The sequence below is a fragment of the Paenibacillus sp. USHLN196 genome (assembly GCF_037144955.1).
GTDB classification, from domain to species: Bacteria; Bacillota; Bacilli; order Paenibacillales; family Paenibacillaceae; genus Paenibacillus; species Paenibacillus xylanexedens_C.
This window is the reverse complement of record NZ_JBBCYH010000003.1, coordinates 351,835-371,654: the sequence shown is the minus strand read 5'-3', so window position 1 is coordinate 371,654 and position 19,820 is coordinate 351,835. Positions and strand designations below refer to the sequence as shown.

General features: G+C 44.9%; 14 protein-coding genes. 4 read left to right on the top strand and 10 right to left on the bottom strand.

Annotated elements, in window-relative coordinates:
- The first annotated feature begins 310 nt into the window (after positions 1–310).
- Positions 311–1,240, top strand: a complete 930-nt coding sequence (gene cyoE, locus WFI24_RS08400; protein WP_036608378.1) for a heme o synthase — start codon at positions 311–313, stop codon at positions 1,238–1,240.
- Between the two features lie 106 nt (positions 1,241–1,346).
- Here the strand turns inward: cyoE and WFI24_RS08395 are convergent, their stop codons facing one another.
- From WFI24_RS08395 to WFI24_RS08380, 4 genes are all read right to left on the bottom strand, one after another.
- Positions 1,347–3,116, bottom strand: coding sequence for an ABC transporter ATP-binding protein (locus WFI24_RS08395; protein WP_336759909.1), 1,770 nt, complete (start codon positions 3,114–3,116; stop codon positions 1,347–1,349).
- A complete protein-coding gene (locus tag WFI24_RS08390) occupies positions 3,113–3,958 on the bottom strand; it encodes an ABC transporter ATP-binding protein (RefSeq protein WP_336759908.1) in 846 nt (281 codons plus the stop codon). Before WFI24_RS08390 ends, WFI24_RS08395 begins: the two co-directional genes overlap by 4 nt.
- Entirely contained in the window at positions 3,959–4,858 is a 900-nt protein-coding gene (locus WFI24_RS08385) for an ABC transporter ATP-binding protein (RefSeq protein WP_336759907.1), read from the bottom strand.
- 589 nt (positions 4,859–5,447) lie between these two features.
- Positions 5,448–6,683 (bottom strand): MDR family MFS transporter, encoded by a 1,236-nt coding sequence (locus WFI24_RS08380; RefSeq protein WP_336759906.1) that lies wholly within the window; start codon positions 6,681–6,683, stop codon positions 5,448–5,450.
- Between the two features lie 145 nt (positions 6,684–6,828).
- Between WFI24_RS08380 and WFI24_RS08375 the strand changes: the two genes are divergently transcribed.
- The gene (locus tag WFI24_RS08375) at positions 6,829–8,595 is read left to right on the top strand and encodes an ABC transporter substrate-binding protein (RefSeq protein ID WP_336759905.1); all 1,767 of its coding nucleotides are present in this window, start codon (positions 6,829–6,831) and stop codon (positions 8,593–8,595) included.
- Between the two features lie 91 nt (positions 8,596–8,686).
- Here WFI24_RS08375 and WFI24_RS08370 read toward each other — a convergent pair whose 3' ends face one another.
- From WFI24_RS08370 to WFI24_RS08350, 5 genes are all read right to left on the bottom strand, one after another.
- Positions 8,687–11,314 (bottom strand): PAS domain S-box protein, encoded by a 2,628-nt coding sequence (locus tag WFI24_RS08370; RefSeq protein WP_336759904.1) that lies wholly within the window; start codon positions 11,312–11,314, stop codon positions 8,687–8,689.
- A 270-nt stretch (positions 11,315–11,584) separates the two neighbouring features.
- A complete protein-coding gene (locus WFI24_RS08365; RefSeq protein ID WP_336759903.1) occupies positions 11,585–13,966 on the bottom strand; it encodes a polyprenyl synthetase family protein in 2,382 nt (793 codons plus the stop codon).
- A 188-nt stretch (positions 13,967–14,154) separates the two neighbouring features.
- Complete coding sequence (locus WFI24_RS08360) at positions 14,155–14,952, bottom strand: sulfite exporter TauE/SafE family protein (protein ID WP_336759902.1); 798 nt, start codon at positions 14,950–14,952, stop codon at positions 14,155–14,157.
- Between the two features lie 483 nt (positions 14,953–15,435).
- A complete protein-coding gene (locus tag WFI24_RS08355) occupies positions 15,436–16,191 on the bottom strand; it encodes an SDR family NAD(P)-dependent oxidoreductase (RefSeq protein ID WP_336759901.1) in 756 nt (251 codons plus the stop codon).
- A 290-nt stretch (positions 16,192–16,481) separates the two neighbouring features.
- Positions 16,482–16,952 carry a DUF6376 family protein gene (locus tag WFI24_RS08350; protein ID WP_145317808.1) on the bottom strand — a complete coding sequence of 157 codons (471 nt, stop codon included), beginning with the start codon at positions 16,950–16,952 and terminating at the stop codon, positions 16,482–16,484.
- 141 nt (positions 16,953–17,093) lie between these two features.
- Here WFI24_RS08350 and WFI24_RS08345 point away from each other — a divergent pair, with 141 nt between their 5' ends.
- On the top strand, positions 17,094–18,062 hold the full coding sequence (locus tag WFI24_RS08345) for a bile acid:sodium symporter family protein (protein ID WP_074094894.1): 969 nt from the start codon (positions 17,094–17,096) through the stop codon (positions 18,060–18,062).
- 122 nt (positions 18,063–18,184) lie between these two features.
- On the opposite strand, the gene WFI24_RS08340 is transcribed toward WFI24_RS08345, so the two are convergent.
- A complete protein-coding gene (locus WFI24_RS08340) occupies positions 18,185–19,036 on the bottom strand; it encodes an aldo/keto reductase (protein WP_336759900.1) in 852 nt (283 codons plus the stop codon).
- 171 nt (positions 19,037–19,207) lie between these two features.
- Between WFI24_RS08340 and WFI24_RS08335 the strand changes: the two genes are divergently transcribed.
- Entirely contained in the window at positions 19,208–19,726 is a 519-nt protein-coding gene (locus WFI24_RS08335; RefSeq protein WP_336759899.1) for a MerR family transcriptional regulator, read from the top strand.
- Positions 19,727–19,820: the final 94 nt, after the last annotated feature.

The following is a 19,820-nucleotide window of genomic DNA, read 5'->3' as shown; positions in this document are numbered from 1 at the left end:
AACAAAACCTGAGCATTTTGCAACATATATCTTTAACTACCTTCTTCAATCCTGCCTGTGAGTTGAACAAAAGATTATTTACACTTACACTAAAATGACAGAACAAACTTCAAATCACTGTTATACCTGGATTTCGATTTTCTCCTGTAACACAGAAATAATTATTTAACAATTAAAAAAAACCTTGTTTTTAAATTGTTCACAATCAAATGACATTATTTTAAATACTAAAACGTTAATTAAATCACATAGTGTATTGAATGGTATAATAGCGACATAATATATAAGTATAGATATAGGAAGTGAGTTCTTGAAAACATTGAACAATGGTTCACAGACCAATATCAGCCTGGAGTATAGCTCGATTCCGAAAGTTTTCTTCGATACGATCAAAATCGGAATCATCAAGTCCAACCTGATCGCCATGTTTGCGGGTTTAAGTTTGGCTTTATATGTATTTGATGCTTCAATCTTAGCTAATATTGTACCGATCATCCTTTCCTTTATTGGGTCTTCTCTCATTATCGGGGCTGCAGGGGTGTTTAACAATCTGTATGATCGTGATATTGATGCGATCATGGAACGTACGAAGAAACGTCCTACCGTTACGGGACGCGTAGATACCAAGTCGGGTCTGATTCTCGGTATTGCAATTACCATCATCGGGGGCATCATGTTATACATCGCTTCCCCATCCGCTGCTGTATTTGGTATTTTGGGTCTGTTGCTTTACGTGTTCCCTTACACGATGTGGACCAAACGTACAACGATCTACAACACGGAAGTGGGAAGTCTTTCGGGTGCTGTGCCTCCGCTAATCGGTTGGGCAGCCATTTCACCGGAACTGGGTCATTTTGAGATCTGGGCATTGGTCGTTACGATGCTCTTATGGCAAATGCCTCACTTCTACGGGATTGCGATTCGTCGTTTTGACGAATACAAAGCTGCTGGCGTTCCCATGCTGCCTGTCGTTAAAGGCATAAGACGGACATACATTCAGACGAATGTGTATCTGGTACTGTTATTGATCTCCAGCTTTTTATTCTGGCCGATGAGTCCATTTGTCGCTATTGTGGCATTTCTGGTTAGCTTGGCCTGGCTCATTCTTAGTGTGGCTACCTTTGATAAGAAAGAAACAGAGAAATGGTCCAAACGGATGTTTATCTTCTCCATTAACCATATCACTATTATCTTCCTGGTTATCATTGCGTATTCCTTGATTGCTCAAATGATGAGATAAAAGGTTACACTCGTTATAACAATAAAAAAGCCTTACAGACCGTCTCTTCAAGGAGTCGTCTATAAGGCTTTTTTTGCTTTTTATTAACTTTTCTAAATTTTCAAAGCTACCCGACTTTCGCGGGGGTTTGCTCCCCTTGCCACAGCAACTGCATTTCTTCATTGGTGGCAAGCAATTCGGCCAAGCTTCCATCGGCTTCAATGCGTCCATCTTTCATCACGATAATGTGATCTGCTTTGGAAAGTGCTGCCCTGCGATGAGAAACTGCGATGCAGGTGACATCCGGCTCTTGGAACAGCCCTTCCCATACTTGTTGTTCTGTCTCCACATCCAGTGCACTGGACAGATCGTCAAAGATAAACAGGTCCGCCTCCGTCATTAACATGCGTCCTGTAGCTGCGCGCTGAATCTGACCACCTGACAGCATGACCCCTCTTGGACCAACCGAGGTCTCAAGCCCCTGATCCAGATGCTTGATATCCTTTTCCATCACAGCCAGACGAATAGCTTTTTCAAGAGCTTGCTCGATGTTCCCCTGCTTGCCCTGAACGATATTTTCTTTCAGCGTATCACTGAACAATCTGGGCACTTGCGGGGTATACGCAGCTCTAGGCGGCATCAGGAACGTCGCTGGATCAACAGCTTCTCCATTCCAGTGTATGTCCCCTTTTTGCTTGGGTAGTAGTCCTAGAAGTGTTCGTACGAGCGTTGATTTACCTGAGCCAATCCGTCCCGTAATGACAAGAAATTGTCCGCGTTTCAGACGGAAACTGATTTCTTGAATCCCATTTGTGGAATTTGGATATTGATAAGTTAGATTTTTAACCTCAAGAGATTGCAATTTCTCCTTGGGATCTCTCTGTTCACTTACCAGCCCGGGAGGATCTTCATACAGATAGATTTCCCTCGAATCCATGATCTGGTCTTCTTCCCCCGGGCGGAATAGCTTACGCATACGATCATAGGATACCTTGAGCCTTTTGTGCTGAAACACCATATAACCAAACAGTGAAATGCTAAATCCGATATTGGCAAGATAACTGGTGAATAAGGCAAAATCACCGACAGTAAAATTCCCTACTTTCATCTCAGCAGCACACATTAGTAGAATCAATCCGGTACAGATACTTAGAACATGCTGATTCAATGATCTCATCCACTGTTTGAACAGATTATCCCGAAGTGCAGCTTGGCGACGACTTTCATTAAGCTGGTTAAATCGCGTGGAGACATTCTCTTCGGCCTGACCCAGTTTCAGGGCTTGAACGGCTCCAAACGTTTCCGCAATAAAGCTGGTAATTCGCCCGGTCGCTTCGCGATTAACCTGTGCGTACTTTCGAGCCCGATTCCCGGACAGATTGTTGAGTAAAGTCACGACCACCAATGGCAGCACCGCAACCAACGTAATTTGTAAATTAATGTTCGCCATGATGATGATGGAAACGATAGCAAATACGAGCCGCCCCCAGAAATCCACCCATGATTCTACATACTCGACGACTTCATCCACATCATCTCGAAACCGACTCATCGCCTCCCCGGGTGAAGCCGGAAGATTACGCCCCGGCCAGCGCATGATAGCTGCGAGCATATTAGTACGTAAAATGGCTTGAATATGGTACAAATAGGTAACCCACGCATAGAACGCTACAAAAAATGTGCCCACTCGTGCCATTCGCACCAGAGCAATAAAGATCAGCGGCACAGCTAGCCACATGTAGTCATTTGAACCCGCTGTCGTCCGATCAAAAAACCACTGCATCCCGATCCCGATGGCTAACGGCAAGGAATGAAATATACACCATAACAATCCGTTGATCACAAATAATAACGGCCTGAATTGAAACAAACGGCCTATAAACCCTGCTACAGTCATGCCAATTCCTCCTCTCGGCCTGTAATCAGCAGTCTGGCATAATGGGATGCCGGGTTACTGGCAAGTTCTTCTCTTGCTCCAAATTCCAGCACCTTGCCATCTCCAAGCACCATAATTCGATCTACTTTTTCCAGCGTAGCCAGTCGGTGTGCAATGATAACTCCGGTGGATTGTTTCATTAACTGGTCAATCGCAGATTGAAGCATGCCTTCTGTAGCGGCATCCAGACGTGACGAAGGCTCATCCAGAATAACCAGACTCGGTTCGGTCAGGAATACGCGGGTTAGAGCAAATAACTGTGCTTCCCCTGCCGACAATGAAGCTCCACCTGCTGCCAGATACGTATCGAGTCCTGCGGGCTGTGAATCAATCCATTGACTTAGTCCAAGTCGGTCCGTGGTCTCCTTGATCATATGATCCGAGACATCCCCATTGAATAGAGTAAGATTATCACGCAACGTGCCATCAAACAGCTGCACATCCTGTGTCACCATGCCCACGCGGTGATAGAGCGCTTGTAAAGAAAGCTTCGTGATATCTGTTCCACCTACACGAATCGTACCACGATCCAGATTATACAGGCGGAGAAGAACACGACTTAGACTTGATTTGCCGCTACCTGTGCGACCAATAATACCCAGACGTTCACCAGGCTTAATTGCAAAATTAATGTCCTGTAATACAGGTTTATCCTGGTTATAACTGAAGTGAACCTGACTGAACTCCAGGCCAAGTGGTCCTTCAGGCAATTGCTCTTCTGTGCCCTCTTCAATTACACTCTGCATGGACAACAGCTCTCTGGAGCGAAGCATACCGGATTTTGCTTTTTGGAACTCTTGCACCTAATCTCCAAGCATTTCAATTGGATCATTCAGCATCTGTGTATATTGGTAGATCAAAAATAATGTTCCGATACTAATTAGACCTTCCATATAGTAATGCACACCCAGCAAAAGCACTGCAGTTACTGCCAGAGCGAACAAAACTACTGTGGTATTCCAGGGAATAACCCGAAGCAGCCAGGCTTTTCTCCCCTTACGGAATACGGTGCGCATCGTGCGGTAAAAGCGGTTCATCACATAAGGCACATGACCATTCGCTTGCACATCCTCAATCCCGGCAATTCGTTCTTCAATTAATCCGAACAAGGTAGCACTGGCCGCCCGCTCATTTTTGGAAGAATCCACTCCCAGATTTCGGATGAAGACCATGAACAGAATCGATAACAAGGTAAACACGGTCATGACCAAAGCAATGGGCACGTTGACGCTGAACATGAACCCGAGAATTCCGGCCAGCAGCACAAAACTCCCGATCACTTGTACAATGAACATCGCGAAAAAATTGGAGATACTCGTTACGTCACCATCCACACGTTCAATCATCTCTCCAGGTGTTTTCACATTATGAAAACGCATATCAAGACGCAGGCAGTGCTTCAGCAAATCTCCGCGCAGTTGATTCGTAGCCCGCCAGGCCACGTCGTTTCCCAGATAACTGACTGCTACCGTGATGAGTTGATTAATCACAGCGACTACCAGGAATAGTCCTGCGAGCTGGATGAGGTTGGTGAGGACTCCCCCATTTGCCGCTGTATCAATAAATCGTTTGATAATCTGTGGATTCAAAAGCTGAAGTCCCGTTGAAGTCAGCAACATGATCAAAAGTACGGCGAGCCGTCCTTTAACGGGCTTCAGATAGCGCAGCAGCCATGACATCGAGCGTTTTTCTGTTTTGGGCACAGGTCCCACCTCTTTATCGGTTTATTTAATTGTTCTTGCCTATTCATATTTGTTGATGATCTTAACGACAGTAAATTTGCGATCACTAGGATGAGTCATACATAATGACATTAAAATCGGCATTTCCCGCCCATAATTGATATGTAGAACGTAAGTTGACCATTGTACATTCTCCTTTTTAACAGGTTAGTTTCTTATAAAACGACGCTCCAAATGCTCCTTTCCATGTGAACAGATTGGTGGAATGCATGCAAAAAAGCCATAGATGAACTAATGTTCATCTACAGCTTGTAACCAAAAGAGATCGGATGAAATGCACCGCATTTCTCCAATTCTCCTTTGCATCGCAATAATGATGAGCGTCCACGACAGGAGTGCACAAACATGACTGTCCCAACGCGATCATTGCAAATGTCACTATGCTCATGCGTATTCAGTTATCCATTCGAAATCTGGTTCGGCATAAACATAATCATCATCCCACCCGTTTCACATATTTGTTGTTTATTGTATTCGCTGAATTAACATCCGTCAAGATAATTTTAACTAAATTGTTATTTAATTCATGTCATTAAACTTCTACGTTCCCCTACATACGCAATGATGTAGGTTCTGTTTCTTTCTCTCTGGCGACAAGACGCCTATGTGCTATCAGAAGAAAAGGTACTCCGAGTGCAGTCGTCAGCGCAATCGGTACAAATACAGCGAGTCCATTCTCCGCTCCAAATTGACTTAACAGCAACCCGCCCATGACAGGAGCAATGACACTACCGATATTATTGAAGCCGATCGTCCCGAAATACGTTCCTTTCCATTCAGGCTTCGCAATCCGGTCAATGAGCATATCCATCATCGTGAACAACAGCACTTCCCCAATTGTAAATAGTATGACACTCATCATCATCATGAGTACACCTTCAGCGATTCCGACCATCATCAGGCTGGTTGCAACCAGCAGGTTACCCACAATCAGGGGCACCAGAGGCGGAAGGTTTCGGAAAGTTCGTACTAGTGGATACTGAATAATCAGTACAGTCACGGCGTTCAGGGAGAGCATGTAGGAGAACATCTGACTTCCATTCTCAAAGATCGGACTCCTCGCCAAGTACTGTGCCAACGTAGAACTGAAATGTCCGTAACCCAGCACACAAAATGTGGTACCAATCAACACCGGGAGAAATACCCGGTCGCGACCGGTGGTCATCAGTGCTTCACGCAAACGTGGTGCAGTAGTCTGGTGACGCTCGGGCAGATTGGCATGCTGTAGCTTGAATTGCAGAAATAACACAAGTCCATAGGCTATGTATACCATACCTGAAATTACAAATGGAAACGTCGATTCAGATGACCCCAGTTGAAAGCCGATAATTGGCCCAAATACTACACCAAGATTAATCGCAGCATATCTAAGGTTGAATACCAGCAATTTGTTCTGCGGAGAAGTAATATCCGATAATAGTGCTCTCGAGGTTGGTTCAAATACAGCACGGCATAACCCGTTTAATGTATTGGCCACAAAGAACACCCATAGATGCTCTGCCGCTGAGAAAATGAAAAATACACCTGCCCAGCTAAATACCGAGATTAACATCACGATTTTGCGACCGATCCGGTCCGAGATATAACCTCCGTAAAAACTGACCATCACACCTGCCAGCGAGCTGACCGCAACGGTAATACCGGTCTGTGTTGGGGTCGCCTCCAGTACACGTGTCAGATAGATGGATAGAAACGGAATACTCATTGACGTCACAAGACGTCCAAACATGGTACCAACAATGATCGTCCATGCCAAGGGGTGAATTTGCCTTAAATATTGCTTCATGCGAACTTCTCCTATTCCTTCTAGATGCTTCAAAAACGGACTTTTTGAACAACCTTCACTAATGTATAATTGTAAGGATAAAAGGGGGAAATAAAAGTGTAAACATATGATCACACTTTTCACCTTTAATAGAGGAGTCGTGACCATGGATACCATACATACGCACTTTGTAAGGCTCGCCGGGGCCGAACAACTTTCTTTCAAACTTCATGAACCTGTAGCGGTGACGATTGACAGCCTATCCGCCACCTTGTGCTGTACCCCTCGTAATGTGAAGTTCATTCTCAGAAAATTGGAGGAACAGGGCTTCATCCATTGGCAACCGGGACGTGGTCGTGGACATCATTCGGAGCTAACGATGCTGCGTAGCTTGAATGAGGCGCTGGAAGCGAGTTTTACGGAACTTCTGGGTAAAGGCAAAATGAAAGAAGCGATTGAACTCATCGGAAACGTGCAGATGGATGATGCACTGCGAGAACAACTCATGCTCTCCCTCCATCAACAGATGGGATTTCACGGCCACAATGAAACGGCTTCAGGTCAGGATACCCTACGTATCATGAGGTCACGCCAGTTGGGCGATCTGGACCCCGCTTTTGTCTATACTGCATTTGAAACCTATTTGCTGAGCCAAGTCTGTAGTACATTGATCACTTATGATGCCAGGACGGAATCATTCCTGCCAGCTCTGGCTCACATGTGGGAGTGCAGCGAGGACCATCGCTTATGGACCTTCTATCTCCGAAAAGGTGTACGTTTCCACAACGGCCGAGCTATGACGTCACGGGATGTACAGGCGACGTTGCAACGATTGTTTGATGTGAATAGTCCCTCTATCTGGTTTTATCGGGATATCGAACGTGCGGAAGTAGCCGGTGATTACTGCATCAAGTTTGTTCTTCGTCGACCTAATCGGTTTTTCTTGCATCTGTTCAGTTGCATTCGGATGACGATCCTGCCCTACGATTACAATGTAGCCAATACCTTGATTGGGACTGGCCCTTTTCAGATTACAGAACAGAATGAAGATGTGCTGGAGCTTGCCGCTTATGATGCATACTACGGCATCCGGCCTCATCTGGATCAAGTGCATTTCTGGTTTGTGCCAGACCTGAGTCCGAAGGATCGCTACTATGAGCTACCGGGCACAGATCGATTGAGTCTGGCAACCGGTTGTGATCAAACGAATAGCATCAATTATCCTGCGCTGGGTTCCCAGTATATGCTGTTCAATTTTCACAAGGAAGGCATCCATCATCATCCCCTATTTCGACAAGCCCTGCGTATCGTCTATGATTCGGTTGCGCTTGTCCAGGATCTCGGTGGGAATCGGATCACACCAGCCAGCAGCTTCCTGCCCTGGAATAGTGCAGCCCAAGATTGGAGCGTTGCCTCTCTTGAGCATGCTCGTGAATTACTCTATCGCTGTGGATACCAAGGCGAATCCATAACATTATCGTATAAACATAATAAGGATGTAGACGTTGCGGAGTGGTTCCAGTATCGTGCGCAGTCCATCGGTCTGAACATTAGCATGCAGGCTGTGGTAGATTATTTCAACTCAGAGGAAACTACGAACGCGCAATTGATCTTGGCTGAAGAGATCCTGGAGGAAGACTGGCAATACGGCATGATTCATTTCTTCAAGAACCTGTCTAATCATTTTCATATGTGCATGTCCCCTGCTTTCCAATCCCTGTTGGATGACAAACTGGATCATTTCGCCCAGCTCCATCGGGCAGACCGTACGGCACTCTTGGATGAAGCGGAAGCTTTACTACGTGATCACTGTTGGATCTTGCATGGCTGTCATATGAACAAGCAAGCTGAGTTGGATCAGAGCATCTTCGGCATGCAGACTGCGGAATTCGGATATATGGACATCTCCAAACTGTGGATCAAAAATCCATAGGCATCCTTTCATGAGTGAAGTCAAAAACAAAGAGCCGCTAACTTATCAATGATAAGCTAGCGGCTCTCTTGCCGATCAAGTGTTAGTCCTTTCAGAGATTACACTTCATGTAATAGGTCTCTAATGCTTGCATAATGGATTCGATCTTAATTGGTTTGCTGACATACGCATCCATGCCTGCATTCAAGCAGTTTTCCATATCTCCTCTTACGGCATTTGCAGTCACCGCAATAATATATGGACAATCCTCAGAGGACTTCAATTCTTTAATCATTTTTGTCGCTTCGAATCCATCCAGCCTTGGCATATGCACATCCATGAAGACAATATCGTATGCATTGTATTTGACCGCCTCAACCGCCTCCACACCGTCCACGACATGATCCACAACATGTCCTTTTTTCTCGATTATCCTGCTAAGAACGAGTTGATTCACTTCATTGTCTTCCGCAATTAAGATTCGCAAGGCGGAGGTTCTGCTCTTTTTCTGTTGTTGATCTAACCTGCTGCCCTCTTCACCGTTGGTTAATTTAAAGCGAGCAGTAAATACAAATATTGTACCCGGCTCATCCGATTCCTCGATCCAGATATCTCCCTGCATGAGTTCCACCAATTTTTTGCTAATGGCAAGGCCAAGGCCCGTGCCCTGAGGTTTACGGGTCATGAAATTCTCCAGTTGGTAGAATGGCTCAAATAACTGTTGTTTCCTCTCAACCGGAATCCCAATCCCCGAATCCTTCACCTTAAAATAAAGTTGTACGGTATTGCCACACTTCTCCTTAATGCCAACGTCAATTTCAACGCCGCCCTCTGAAGTGAACTTAACCGCGTTGCCAATGATATTGGTAAGTACCTGTTTAAGACGGTAAGCATCACCATACACAGGAGTCGGAATGGCGTCATCTACGCACATACGAACATCCAATTTCTTTTCGCGAGCCAGTGGTTTTACGATTTGCACGGTCTCTGTCACGATTTCTGCGAGATCAAAAGGATCATCTACCAGATCGGTTTTGCCTGACTCAATTTTGGAAAAATCAAGGATATCATTAATGATGGCCAGTAAGGAATCTCCGCTCTTCTGGATGATTTCGATATATTCCTTCTGTTCCCCGCTAAGACCAGGGGTATCCAGAAGCAAATCCGTCATCCCAATTACACCGTTCATCGGTGTACGAATTTCATGACTCATCATCGCAAGAAACTCACTTTTGGCCTTATTCATTCTCTCAGCTGTCTCTTTGGCCACAAGCAGTTTTTTCTGCTCCGTAATATCCTTTGCAATCAAGTAGAACCCGACATTGGAGTTATTAATAATGATCGGAGCAAGCGTAGCCAAGACTTCTGTCTCGGTTCCATCTGTATGACGAACAGCATTAATTTCCTGTTCAGCCATCTCATAATCACTCCGCAGGATCAGACCCAGATTACTAGCTCCGATGAATCTGCTTATGCTTGTGCCCATCATTTCGACCACGGGACAGCCCGTCATTTTCACCGCTACTGGGTTGGCATTCATAATATTACCATCCATGTTAAACGAGATAATGGCATCATGATTATATTTCTTAAGTGAGGTGTATCGCTCCACAGATTCCTGCAATTTGAATTCAATGCGTTTGCGCTCAGTGATGTCCTGTAAGGTTCCGTTCAGCTGAACTGGCTGCTGATATTCATCGAGCGTGATCAGCCCGCGTAAGTGAAGATACTTCTCACTTCCATCAGAGCTACTGTGCTTGTATTCAAAATCAAGCGGTTTTCCTTGTTTCACCCATTCCATTTGTTCTTGTAGAGAGGCTATGTCCGCAGCATTCATAACTTTAAAAACATCACTTGCACAATATGATTTGCGGGTGCGTTCAAGTTCAAAAATCTCAAAGATCTGATCGGAAAGCGCGATCTGGTCTTTGACCATATCCCACTCCCAACTGCCAATTAAAGCGATGCGTTCAGCCTCTGCACTGATGTCCTTGTGTTTTTTTCGTTCGGATACATCTCGTCCAATCGAAAGAATCTGCTGTCCATGCTCTGCATCACCAAAGACCTTGTATGTGGTTTCAAACCACAGATAATGCCCATCTTTATGACGGACCCTAATATCCAACAGATTGCCTTTAGTCAAGTCCATCTGTGAGATCCGTTCCAGATCTTGTGGGTGAAAATATGCATCATTATTTTGACCAATTACTTCTTCTGTCGAATAACCCAATAAACGTTGGACTGAGGGAGAGCAGAATCGACAAACGCCCTCCTGGTCAGCAATATAGATGATCTCCTGAGCATGATCTGTAATAAGTTTGAACATCTCTTCACTATGCAGAAGTTTTTGTTCAGACAGTTTGCGGTCAGTAATATCAACAATATGGCAAATGAAGTAAAGAGGTTCATCCGTAATTTCATTACGCACTAATGAAACATGCAATGAAGTCCATAAGATGTCACCATTTTTATGGATATAACGCTTTTCATATTGATACTCTTTAGATTTACCTTCGAATAGCTCGCAGTTATAAATCACATCTTGTGGTGAATCATCCGGATGCGTAATATCCTGGTAGGTGAGCTTTGTTATTTCCTCATACGTAAAACCCAACATACAGCAAAATGCGGGGTTCACTTTTCTCCATTCTCCTGTCGGAGCAACGAGTGCAATTCCAATAGGTGCTTGGTTGTAGATCTGCTCGAACAATTCGTGATGGTCAACCTTTTGAACCTGCATTGTAAACTCTCCTTTTGGCGTATCACTCATGTTATAAATAGTCGAAAGTTAATTTTAATTGGAAGGAAGTTGTTCCACAAAGGATCGGCCCGTTTTAAAATCATAATACCAGCTTAGTACCCAAAAATTCAGGCGTCGAAACATATCTTTTCAAAAGTTTGGTGTCTATGAAACCAAACAAGGCCTGGAATCCATTCAAATGGAATCCCGACCTTTGTCGCTATATATCATTATAAGTCATATGCAGCGCGGAATCGCGAGAAAAATATGTCAGCGCTCCCGCCCAACGAGATAATCCAGTAGGTGTCTCAAAAAAGGAATAGGTTTTGGCATCTCGCTCAACGCGTCTGTGGCTTGGCAATAATGCTCCCACATCGCTTTCTTTGCACCTTCATCACCAAGAATGGACACAAAGGTTGAATTATTGTTCCGCTCATCCTGACCTGCCGGTTTACCAAGGATAAGGTGATCGCCCTCATAATCCAGCAAATCGTCCTTGATCTGAAAGGCGATCCCCGCATGATACGCGAATTTCTTCAGGATTGCAATCTCCGGATCCTTTACTTGAGCCAGAATGGCTGGCATCACAAGGGCAGCCTCAAAGGCAATGCCTGTTTTGTAAAAACAGATCATGTTTAACTGCTCCAGCGTCAAAGCTTTGCCTTTGGAGTTCAGATCCATCGCCTGCCCCATACACATATCCTCTGCTTTTTCAGCTGAATATTGAATCAGTGTGAGCACAGTCGCCGCATCGAAGTGATCCAATGATGACTGCTCACCAATTGCCTTCTGAATGAGAAACAGACCCGTGAGCTCTGCTGTGGCGCTATTGTGTACCTGATGCAGCGTGGAGCGACCACGCCTTGTCGAAGCATTATCTTGGGTGGGCAGATCATCAAAGATCAGGGAAGCAGTATGCATGTACTCCAGCGACCTAAGCAGTGGAACGATGGAGGATTCAGGTAAACCATACTCGTGCACACCCATAACCCACGTCAATATGGGGCGTAGCCTTTTTCCATCTCCCTGCAAGCTGTAATTGGCTGCATCGATCAGCGTTTCTTTCATCTCGGGAAGTCCACCGGGCTTGGTTATCTGTAACTCCACATTAATCTGTTCGCGAACTGTTCGAATGGTCTGCCGGAACTCCTCTTTCTCCTGCTTGTCATTCTTCAATTGAAGTACGACCTGATCCCGTAACAATTTATCGAGGAAATCGACATCATCTGCTTTGCGTACCATCTGTTGAACCAATCGATTGAATTCGGGCTGTCCGGAAGCAAAAATCATCATCACTTCATCATATTTCTGCTGGCCCAGACGCTCTTTACAACGCTTCAGACCGTTAATGGCACGATCCAGTATAACCTCACGGGTCTTGGCGTCCGAGTTATATACATCATGGATCAGATGCGAGATGACTGCCCAGTACAATTCATAGGGATTAATCAAGTCGGGGCGCAGGTCGCGATACTTCAAATAGTACGTATACGGAGTTACTGCGCCTTCTTCCATATCGTCAAACATATCGGCAAAATCATCTGCAAGCTGATTGTATATTCCGTAATAGAACGTCCGCAGATCGAATCCTTCATCCTCCTGAGCACTGAGAACAGATCGAACGATTAAGCGGGAGGAAGATGACTTGATAATAATCGGAATGTACAATTCTTCATTCGTATAATTCGCATTGGATAATTTCTTGTTGCGATCGATCTCCTGAGACTGAAAGAACACATAGGATTGTTCGAGGAATGTGCGCTGAGTCTCCGGACGTTGATAGTTCTTAATATACTCAAATGCTTCCCGAAGCTCGGAATGAACATATCTAATCACTTCCAGATTGCTGCCTTTCCACTCTCCCAGATCGGGTACGACTCCGGTAAGAAGTGCATCACGTATCATCAGGGAATATTGTTCTTTTTCCTGAACAGTCAAGGCCTGAGAATCCAACAGGTCATCTACAAATGGGTACGTCAAACCGTACGAATAACCGAGTCTGATTGCCGCATCAAATCTCCGCGTCCGTTCTTCAGGGGGTGTCTGCTCGTTCATCTCATCGTCCACATGAAGGACCACACCGAGAATGATCTTGATGAGCTTCCGCTGCGCCTGCTCTGCATCCAGCTCTTTCGGGATGTTGGATGCTACGTTCTTTAATTTGTTCATCACCCAGATGACAGCCGATTCAATGTGTTCCTTCTGTCCCCATCGGTACAATGCAGCCAGACTGATATAATCAGGCTGTCCTTTGCGTTCGGTAGCAGAGCGCATAAAATATTTTTTAGTATTCTGGACAACGTGCTGAATTCGGACCTGCGTATCTGCAGAATCAAGGGCTTGCCCCAGATCCCGCATATAAATATAGGAGATACTCCGATCCAGGTAATCATCCAGTTTTCCTGTCGCATTCAGCCAATGAATATATCTATGAATATCCCGGGAATCCGGTTTTCTTTTGCTTGGTGATAAAAGAGAAAGCCAGGCAAAACGATGAATATGTTTTTTTTGCCATTCATGAATATCTTGGGTGAGTGCAGTTGTATACGAATTATTCATAAGTTGCTGCCTAAGAGAAGTAAAATACTGCGATGCTTTCTGCTCAGCTAGCCGATATCCTGCATCAGCCTGATCTATAAGTACGTTATTCATAGGGTGGATACCTCAACTTCTATTAATGTTAAACATGTATCCATGAAAGGAGTGTGAGGTGCTCCATGGACGAAAACTGAACTCATTCGGGTGGTGTATCCATCACGTCAGCTCATGTTCATAACCTTTATACGGCGATCGAACCGTTTGGTTACGAAATAGTCATTGTTCATGCCAACGCACTTGATTTACAAAATGGAGGACCAGACTTTGACCGCTGTGACGGCAATAAGTACAATTAATGCATACCGAAGTACGCTCACATTGATCATCGAACTAACCCGTGAACCAAAGGATGCCCCCAACAGACTTCCGATTACCGTATAAATGATGGGTTCCAGCGGAATGTCTCCACCCGTAATCTTCCCTACAACCCCGCCAATGGCGGAGATAAATACAATCGCCAGCGAAGAAGCAATCGTCGTCCGTACTGGAATGTTGAGAATCGTCAGCATGATGGGAATGAGAATAAAGGCACCGCCCGCACCAACAATTCCAGAGACAATGCCTACTGTAAAAGCAGTACCTGCCGCAATCCATCGGTTATACACCAGCGGATCTGATGTCTCAACCTTTCCCTTTCCGGGAATCAGCATGAGAACAATCGCAATGATAGCCAGAATGCCATAGATCAGATTAATAACCCTACCGTCCAGATAACCGGATATGAAGCCCCCGATCAGACTGCCAGCAAGAATGCTGGAGCCCATGTACAGCACCAATCCGCGGTGAACGATAGTCCCACCACTTCTACCCGTTCGTACTTTTCTGCGGAATGCAATCACACCAGCAAGTGAAGCAAAGAATACTTGAAACATACTGATCGAAGATACCTGATGTGCTGAGAACGGCTCTAGTCCCATGAGGGATGGAACATATAACAGTAGCGGATAATTGATAATGGCACCACCGATACCCAACAAACCGGAGAAGAATGAACCGATCAGACCCAGTATGAACATGATGACAAAAAGCAGAAGATCCATCGGTTATGCGCTTCCTTTCTTGCTATATAGATCTCATTTCGATTCAGCTTAAAACTGGTATACACAGCGAATATTATCCGTTATAATAAAAACCAAGTAAATTAATCCGAAATGAGTGATTAAGCATGTTTAACGTGTTGAAGGCTCTTTTTGAAAATAAATGTCCACTATGCAACGAAAAATTACAAGTTCACAACGATGCATTATGCTCGACAAAAATATGTTCTCAATGTCATTACAAAGAAGAGAGCTATGGCTCTCTTGGTGTTCGAATTGTGTATGACACACCACAAAATGATAAAAAGATTCAACCTTGCTAATTGTATCACGATCTCTGAATTTTCGGGATAATTCGACAAACTAATTTATAACATATGACAGGTTTACTCTATAATAAAAATACAAAAACGGTGCAAAACGAATAAATCGTTCTGCACCGCTTTTTTTTGTTTTTTTGCAAATGAGTTTCTTTGTAAACCTTGCTTATTTGGTTTTGAAGCTGAGGAAGCCATCATCCACTGCGATAGTTGTACCGTTCACTGCACTTGCTGCTTCACTGAACAGGAATGTAACCACACTGGCTACTTTTTCCGGTTGAATGAGCTCTCCACGCATATGTTGGGTAGCAAGCGCATCCTTCATGGCTTGGTCATCACCCAGAATCGGTGTTTCGATAAAACCAGGTGCTACTCCAACCACGCGAATTCCATGCTCAGCCAGTTCCAGTGCACCGGATTTGGACATCATGACAACAGCAGCCTTGGCTGCATTGTAGTTGAAGCTGCCCACTGCTGCAACACTTCCATAGATCGAAGCCGTATTAACAATGGTACCTTGTACATTCAATTCAACCATCTTTTTCGCACCATAATACATGCCGTAGTATGCACTATGCTGGTCTACGTCAATGACTCTGTGATAGGATTCCGGGTCCATCTCCAGAAATGGCTTCACAAGTCCAATCCCTGCGTTATTGAAAATACCATTCAGTGTTCCGAATTTCTCTACGGTCCAATCAATCAGGGCTTTGATCTCGTCCCCTTTGGATACATCCACTTTGTACGCGCCTGCTGTTCCACCTGCTGCTTCAATCTCTGCGGCAAGCTTCTTCGCACCGTCTTCATTATAGTCAGCGACAACAATAGTCGCACCTTGATTCGAAAGTTGAAGTGCTGTCTCTTTACCAATACCACTAGCTCCACCTGTAATAATGATTACTTTTCCATTATGTTCAGTCATGACGCAGTTCTCCTTTAGGGGATATATTTTGTTACGGTATAAACTTATAGTAAGTAACTATATTTTATTAACTTACATACTTATCATACGCCTATCCTCACAACCTTGTCAAATCATAGATCATCTTCACATGAATATGAGATAAATGTCATATGCATCTCATGATTACTTGATATAGTCTAGCTCCTGTGATATTTAAATATGCATACGTTCTCCGAAAATAAAAAAGACGGGATATCGGTAATTCAGTCATTCCGACATCCCGCCCTTTTAAAGTTTAAGATTACAAACTATTCACCCTGAAGCCCGCTTAGCGGATCTCTCAGGTTATTAATGTTGGTAATCAGTTCAGGAATCCCTGTCTTCTCCCAATTTTCTGCCGTAAAACCTTGCTCTGCAATCGTATTCTCGAAATTGCCTACCACTTCGGTTAATTGCGTATTATAGCTGACCAGATTCTCATGAATGCTTTCTCCTATCGCTGGTGCCGTCAGCTGAGAAAATTCGCTCGCTTCTGCTTGGATCAGATCAATTTTCTCCTGAATCTGAGTCGTTATCTCCGGATTATTCACCGCACTCGATGCGAGCTCTTGCAGATCAGCCCCGGCGTTCGATACCTGTTCTATATAATCAGTAGCCCCACTCACATAATTTAGACTTTGATTGGCTTGTTCCACGACAGAACAGGCTGAAATCAGCAGAATACTTGATGCAATAAGGCCTGTCATCATTAACGTGTGCTTTCTTTTTCTTATGAACATGATCATCTCCCCTTCTCCTCATCGGAATCCTTGTTCCAAGTCCATGATACCTGTTTGGACTGCTTCATTGCAAATGGGTCTGCAGCCAGCGTTATTAGCATGTATAATAGTAGAATCACACGGTAAAGGGATGTCATGATTATGCTTCAAGCCTTAAACCAACGCTTGAACCGCATCATGCCACTGATTACCCCAATCAGCATTATTATTGGCGTGTTATGCGGGAGTTTTCTTTCTTCTTATACCTTTTTATCCCCTTGGCTCTTTGCGTTCATGACGTTCGCTGGAAGCATCAGTCTGGGGATACGGGATTTCGTGAACGTGCTGAAGAAGCCGTTCCCCCTGTTTGTATGTCTGTTCATATTGCATTTGGCAATGCCACTCATTGCTCTGGGCATGGGTCATCTGGTCTTTCCTACAGATGCGTACACCATTACGGGCCTCGTTCTGGCAGCCGTGATTCCGACAGGAATAAGCAGTTTCATCTGGGTTAGCATCTATCGGGGCAATATCGCACTTACGCTCTCCATCATCCTGATTGATACCATGCTTGCTCCTTTCGTTGTACCCGGTGTGTTATCCCTGCTAATCGGCACCAGTGTCACTCTGGATACGGCAGCTATGATGAGCAGTCTGTTCTGGATGATTGTTGTACCATCCCTGCTCGGTATGCTGCTGAATGAGTGGACCAAAGGCGCCATTGTCCCGGTCTGGGGACCGAGATTGAATCCGTTGTCCAAATTGTTCATGGCATCAGTCGTCGCGATTAACGGATCCGTCGTTGCGCCTTACTTGGCTGATTTCAACTGGAAGTTGGCTGGTCTTGCGGTCATCATTATTTTCCTGGCATCATTCGGTTATGCACTGAGTTATTTCATCGCCCGATTGTTGGGCTGGAATGAGGCCGATCAGGTCGCTCTCGTATTCAATGGAGGCATGCGCAATATTAGCGCAGGCGCAGTATTGGCTGTTTCCTATTTTCCGCCACCTGTTGCTGTCCCGGTCGTGCTTGGCATGGTATTTCAACAGATGCTCGCTTCACTGACAGGTTATCTGCTCGGTCGTCGCTCGCAGCTTCTGCAAAAGTCGGATAAGACATCCGCTGCCTAACAACATACTGGAATGTTTAAAAAACGCCGACATCATTGTCGGCGTTTTGCATTGGGTTGCTATTATTACTATATATTGCTACGCTTCGCTTCGTTTCGTAAACTTAGTAATTCGTTTTTGGCTTACAAATCCACTTTCATGTTGCCCAGCATCTTGGCAACTTCAGGATTGTCAATCTTCATGAATAGACTCTCCTTGGTATCAAGTGTGGAAATGGATGCGATCTCTTCCGGACTCAGCACAAAATCGAAAATGTCGAAGTTCTCGATGAGTCGCTCTTTGCGTACCGATTTTGGAATAACAACGACGTCCCGTTGCACCAACCAGCGGAGCACAACCTGGGCGACGGATTTGTTATGTTTCTCGGCAATGGAGGCCAGCAATTCGTTGCTAAACAAATTGTTGCGTCCTTCAGCAAACGGTGACCATGACTGGTGCTGTATCCCCTGTTCTTTCATGAAAGCAGCACTGTCGACCTGCTGTTGAAACGGATGTGTTTCGATCTGATTGATGACAGGCACAATTTCGTTATGAACGATGATGTCCATCAGACGGTCTGGAAGGAAGTTGCTGACACCGATTGCCTTGATCTTGCCTTCGCGGTACAGTTCTTCCATCGCACGCCACGCGCCGTAATAGTCGCCAAACGGCATGTGAATAAGGTACATATCCAGATAATCGAGCTGCAGCTTATTTAACGATTTGGAAAACGCCAGCTTGGCACTTTCGTATCCGGCATCCTGAATCCAAAGCTTGGTCGTGATGAAAAGTTCTTCCCGCGCTATGCCACTGCGTTTAATTGCGCGTCCAACCGCTTCTTCGTTTAGGTAACCGGCAGCGGTATCAATTAGGCGGTAACCGGCCTTCAACGCCTCATATACCGTGTTCTCGCATTCATCAGCATCGGGAACCTGGTAGACACCGAAGCCAATGATCGGCATTTTCACTCCATTGTTCAAGGTTACAGTTTGCATATTCAATTCCTCCTCGGTTCAAGTGTGAATCGCAAGTGGTCACGTATGCCTGGAATTCAGCAACTAAGCGGGGATTCCACTTCCGGCCGTCTTGCGTTACAATAACCCTAGCTCCTTCGTCTTACACGAAGTCAAGCGGTCTCCAATATTTTTTTAGAAGGAGGAGTACATATGTATACTGTCCAGGATGCTGCCCAGCTTACAGGACTCACAGAGCATGCTGTTCGCTTTTACACGGATAAAGGCTTGGTCCCAAGCATTCAACGCAATAAAAATAACATTCGGGTGTTTGATGAAGAATCAATCAATTGGCTGCATGGCGTCAAATGCCTCAAGCAGACAGGTTTACCGATTGAAAACATCAAGACATACGTCGATCTCTGCCTCGAAGGGGATTCAACCGTTGCACAGCGATTCGCACTTATGATGGAGTACAAGGAAGCGGCGCTGATCCAGCTTGAAGAAGCCAAGAGCCGCGTTGCCCATTTGGAAGAGAAAGCACTTCAATATCAGGCCATTTTGGAGCAACGCATCCCGGATATGACCAACCCCGTCAATTGGGAAACCAACAGCGATGAAGAAGGTAGTTGTCCGGCTTCTCGGCTAAAGAGTCGCAGTATTCCTGAAGCCGAAGCTTCGGGTCAATGCCCAGCAGCTGCCATAAAGCAGAAAACTAGCATAGTATCTTAAACTTAAAGTCGTGCACGTTTGTTCTAACAATAAAGGCTTCTTCTTACATTATGTATATTTAAAAGGGGCTTCCCTTCCCTTTCATCAAGTATAA

Excerpts from the sequence above, each read along its gene's own strand:
- WFI24_RS08395 (WP_336759909.1), bottom strand. The coding sequence starts at position 3,116 with ATGACTGTAGCAGGGTTTATAGGCCGTTTGTTTCAATTCAGGCCGTTA.
- WFI24_RS08380 (WP_336759906.1), bottom strand. The coding sequence starts at position 6,683 with ATGAAGCAATATTTAAGGCAAATTCACCCCTTGGCATGGACGATCATT.
- WFI24_RS08375 (WP_336759905.1), top strand. The coding sequence starts at position 6,829 with ATGGATACCATACATACGCACTTTGTAAGGCTCGCCGGGGCCGAACAA.
- WFI24_RS08370 (WP_336759904.1), bottom strand. The coding sequence starts at position 11,314 with ATGCAGGTTCAAAAGGTTGACCATCACGAATTGTTCGAGCAGATCTAC.
- WFI24_RS08365 (WP_336759903.1), bottom strand. The coding sequence starts at position 13,966 with ATGAATAACGTACTTATAGATCAGGCTGATGCAGGATATCGGCTAGCT.
- WFI24_RS08360 (WP_336759902.1), bottom strand. The coding sequence starts at position 14,952 with ATGGATCTTCTGCTTTTTGTCATCATGTTCATACTGGGTCTGATCGGT.
- WFI24_RS08355 (WP_336759901.1), bottom strand. The coding sequence starts at position 16,191 with ATGACTGAACATAATGGAAAAGTAATCATTATTACAGGTGGAGCTAGT.
- WFI24_RS08350 (WP_145317808.1), bottom strand. The coding sequence starts at position 16,952 with ATGTTCATAAGAAAAAGAAAGCACACGTTAATGATGACAGGCCTTATT.
- WFI24_RS08345 (WP_074094894.1), top strand. The coding sequence starts at position 17,094 with ATGCTTCAAGCCTTAAACCAACGCTTGAACCGCATCATGCCACTGATT.
- WFI24_RS08340 (WP_336759900.1), bottom strand. The coding sequence starts at position 19,036 with ATGCAAACTGTAACCTTGAACAATGGAGTGAAAATGCCGATCATTGGC.
- WFI24_RS08335 (WP_336759899.1), top strand. The coding sequence starts at position 19,208 with ATGTATACTGTCCAGGATGCTGCCCAGCTTACAGGACTCACAGAGCAT.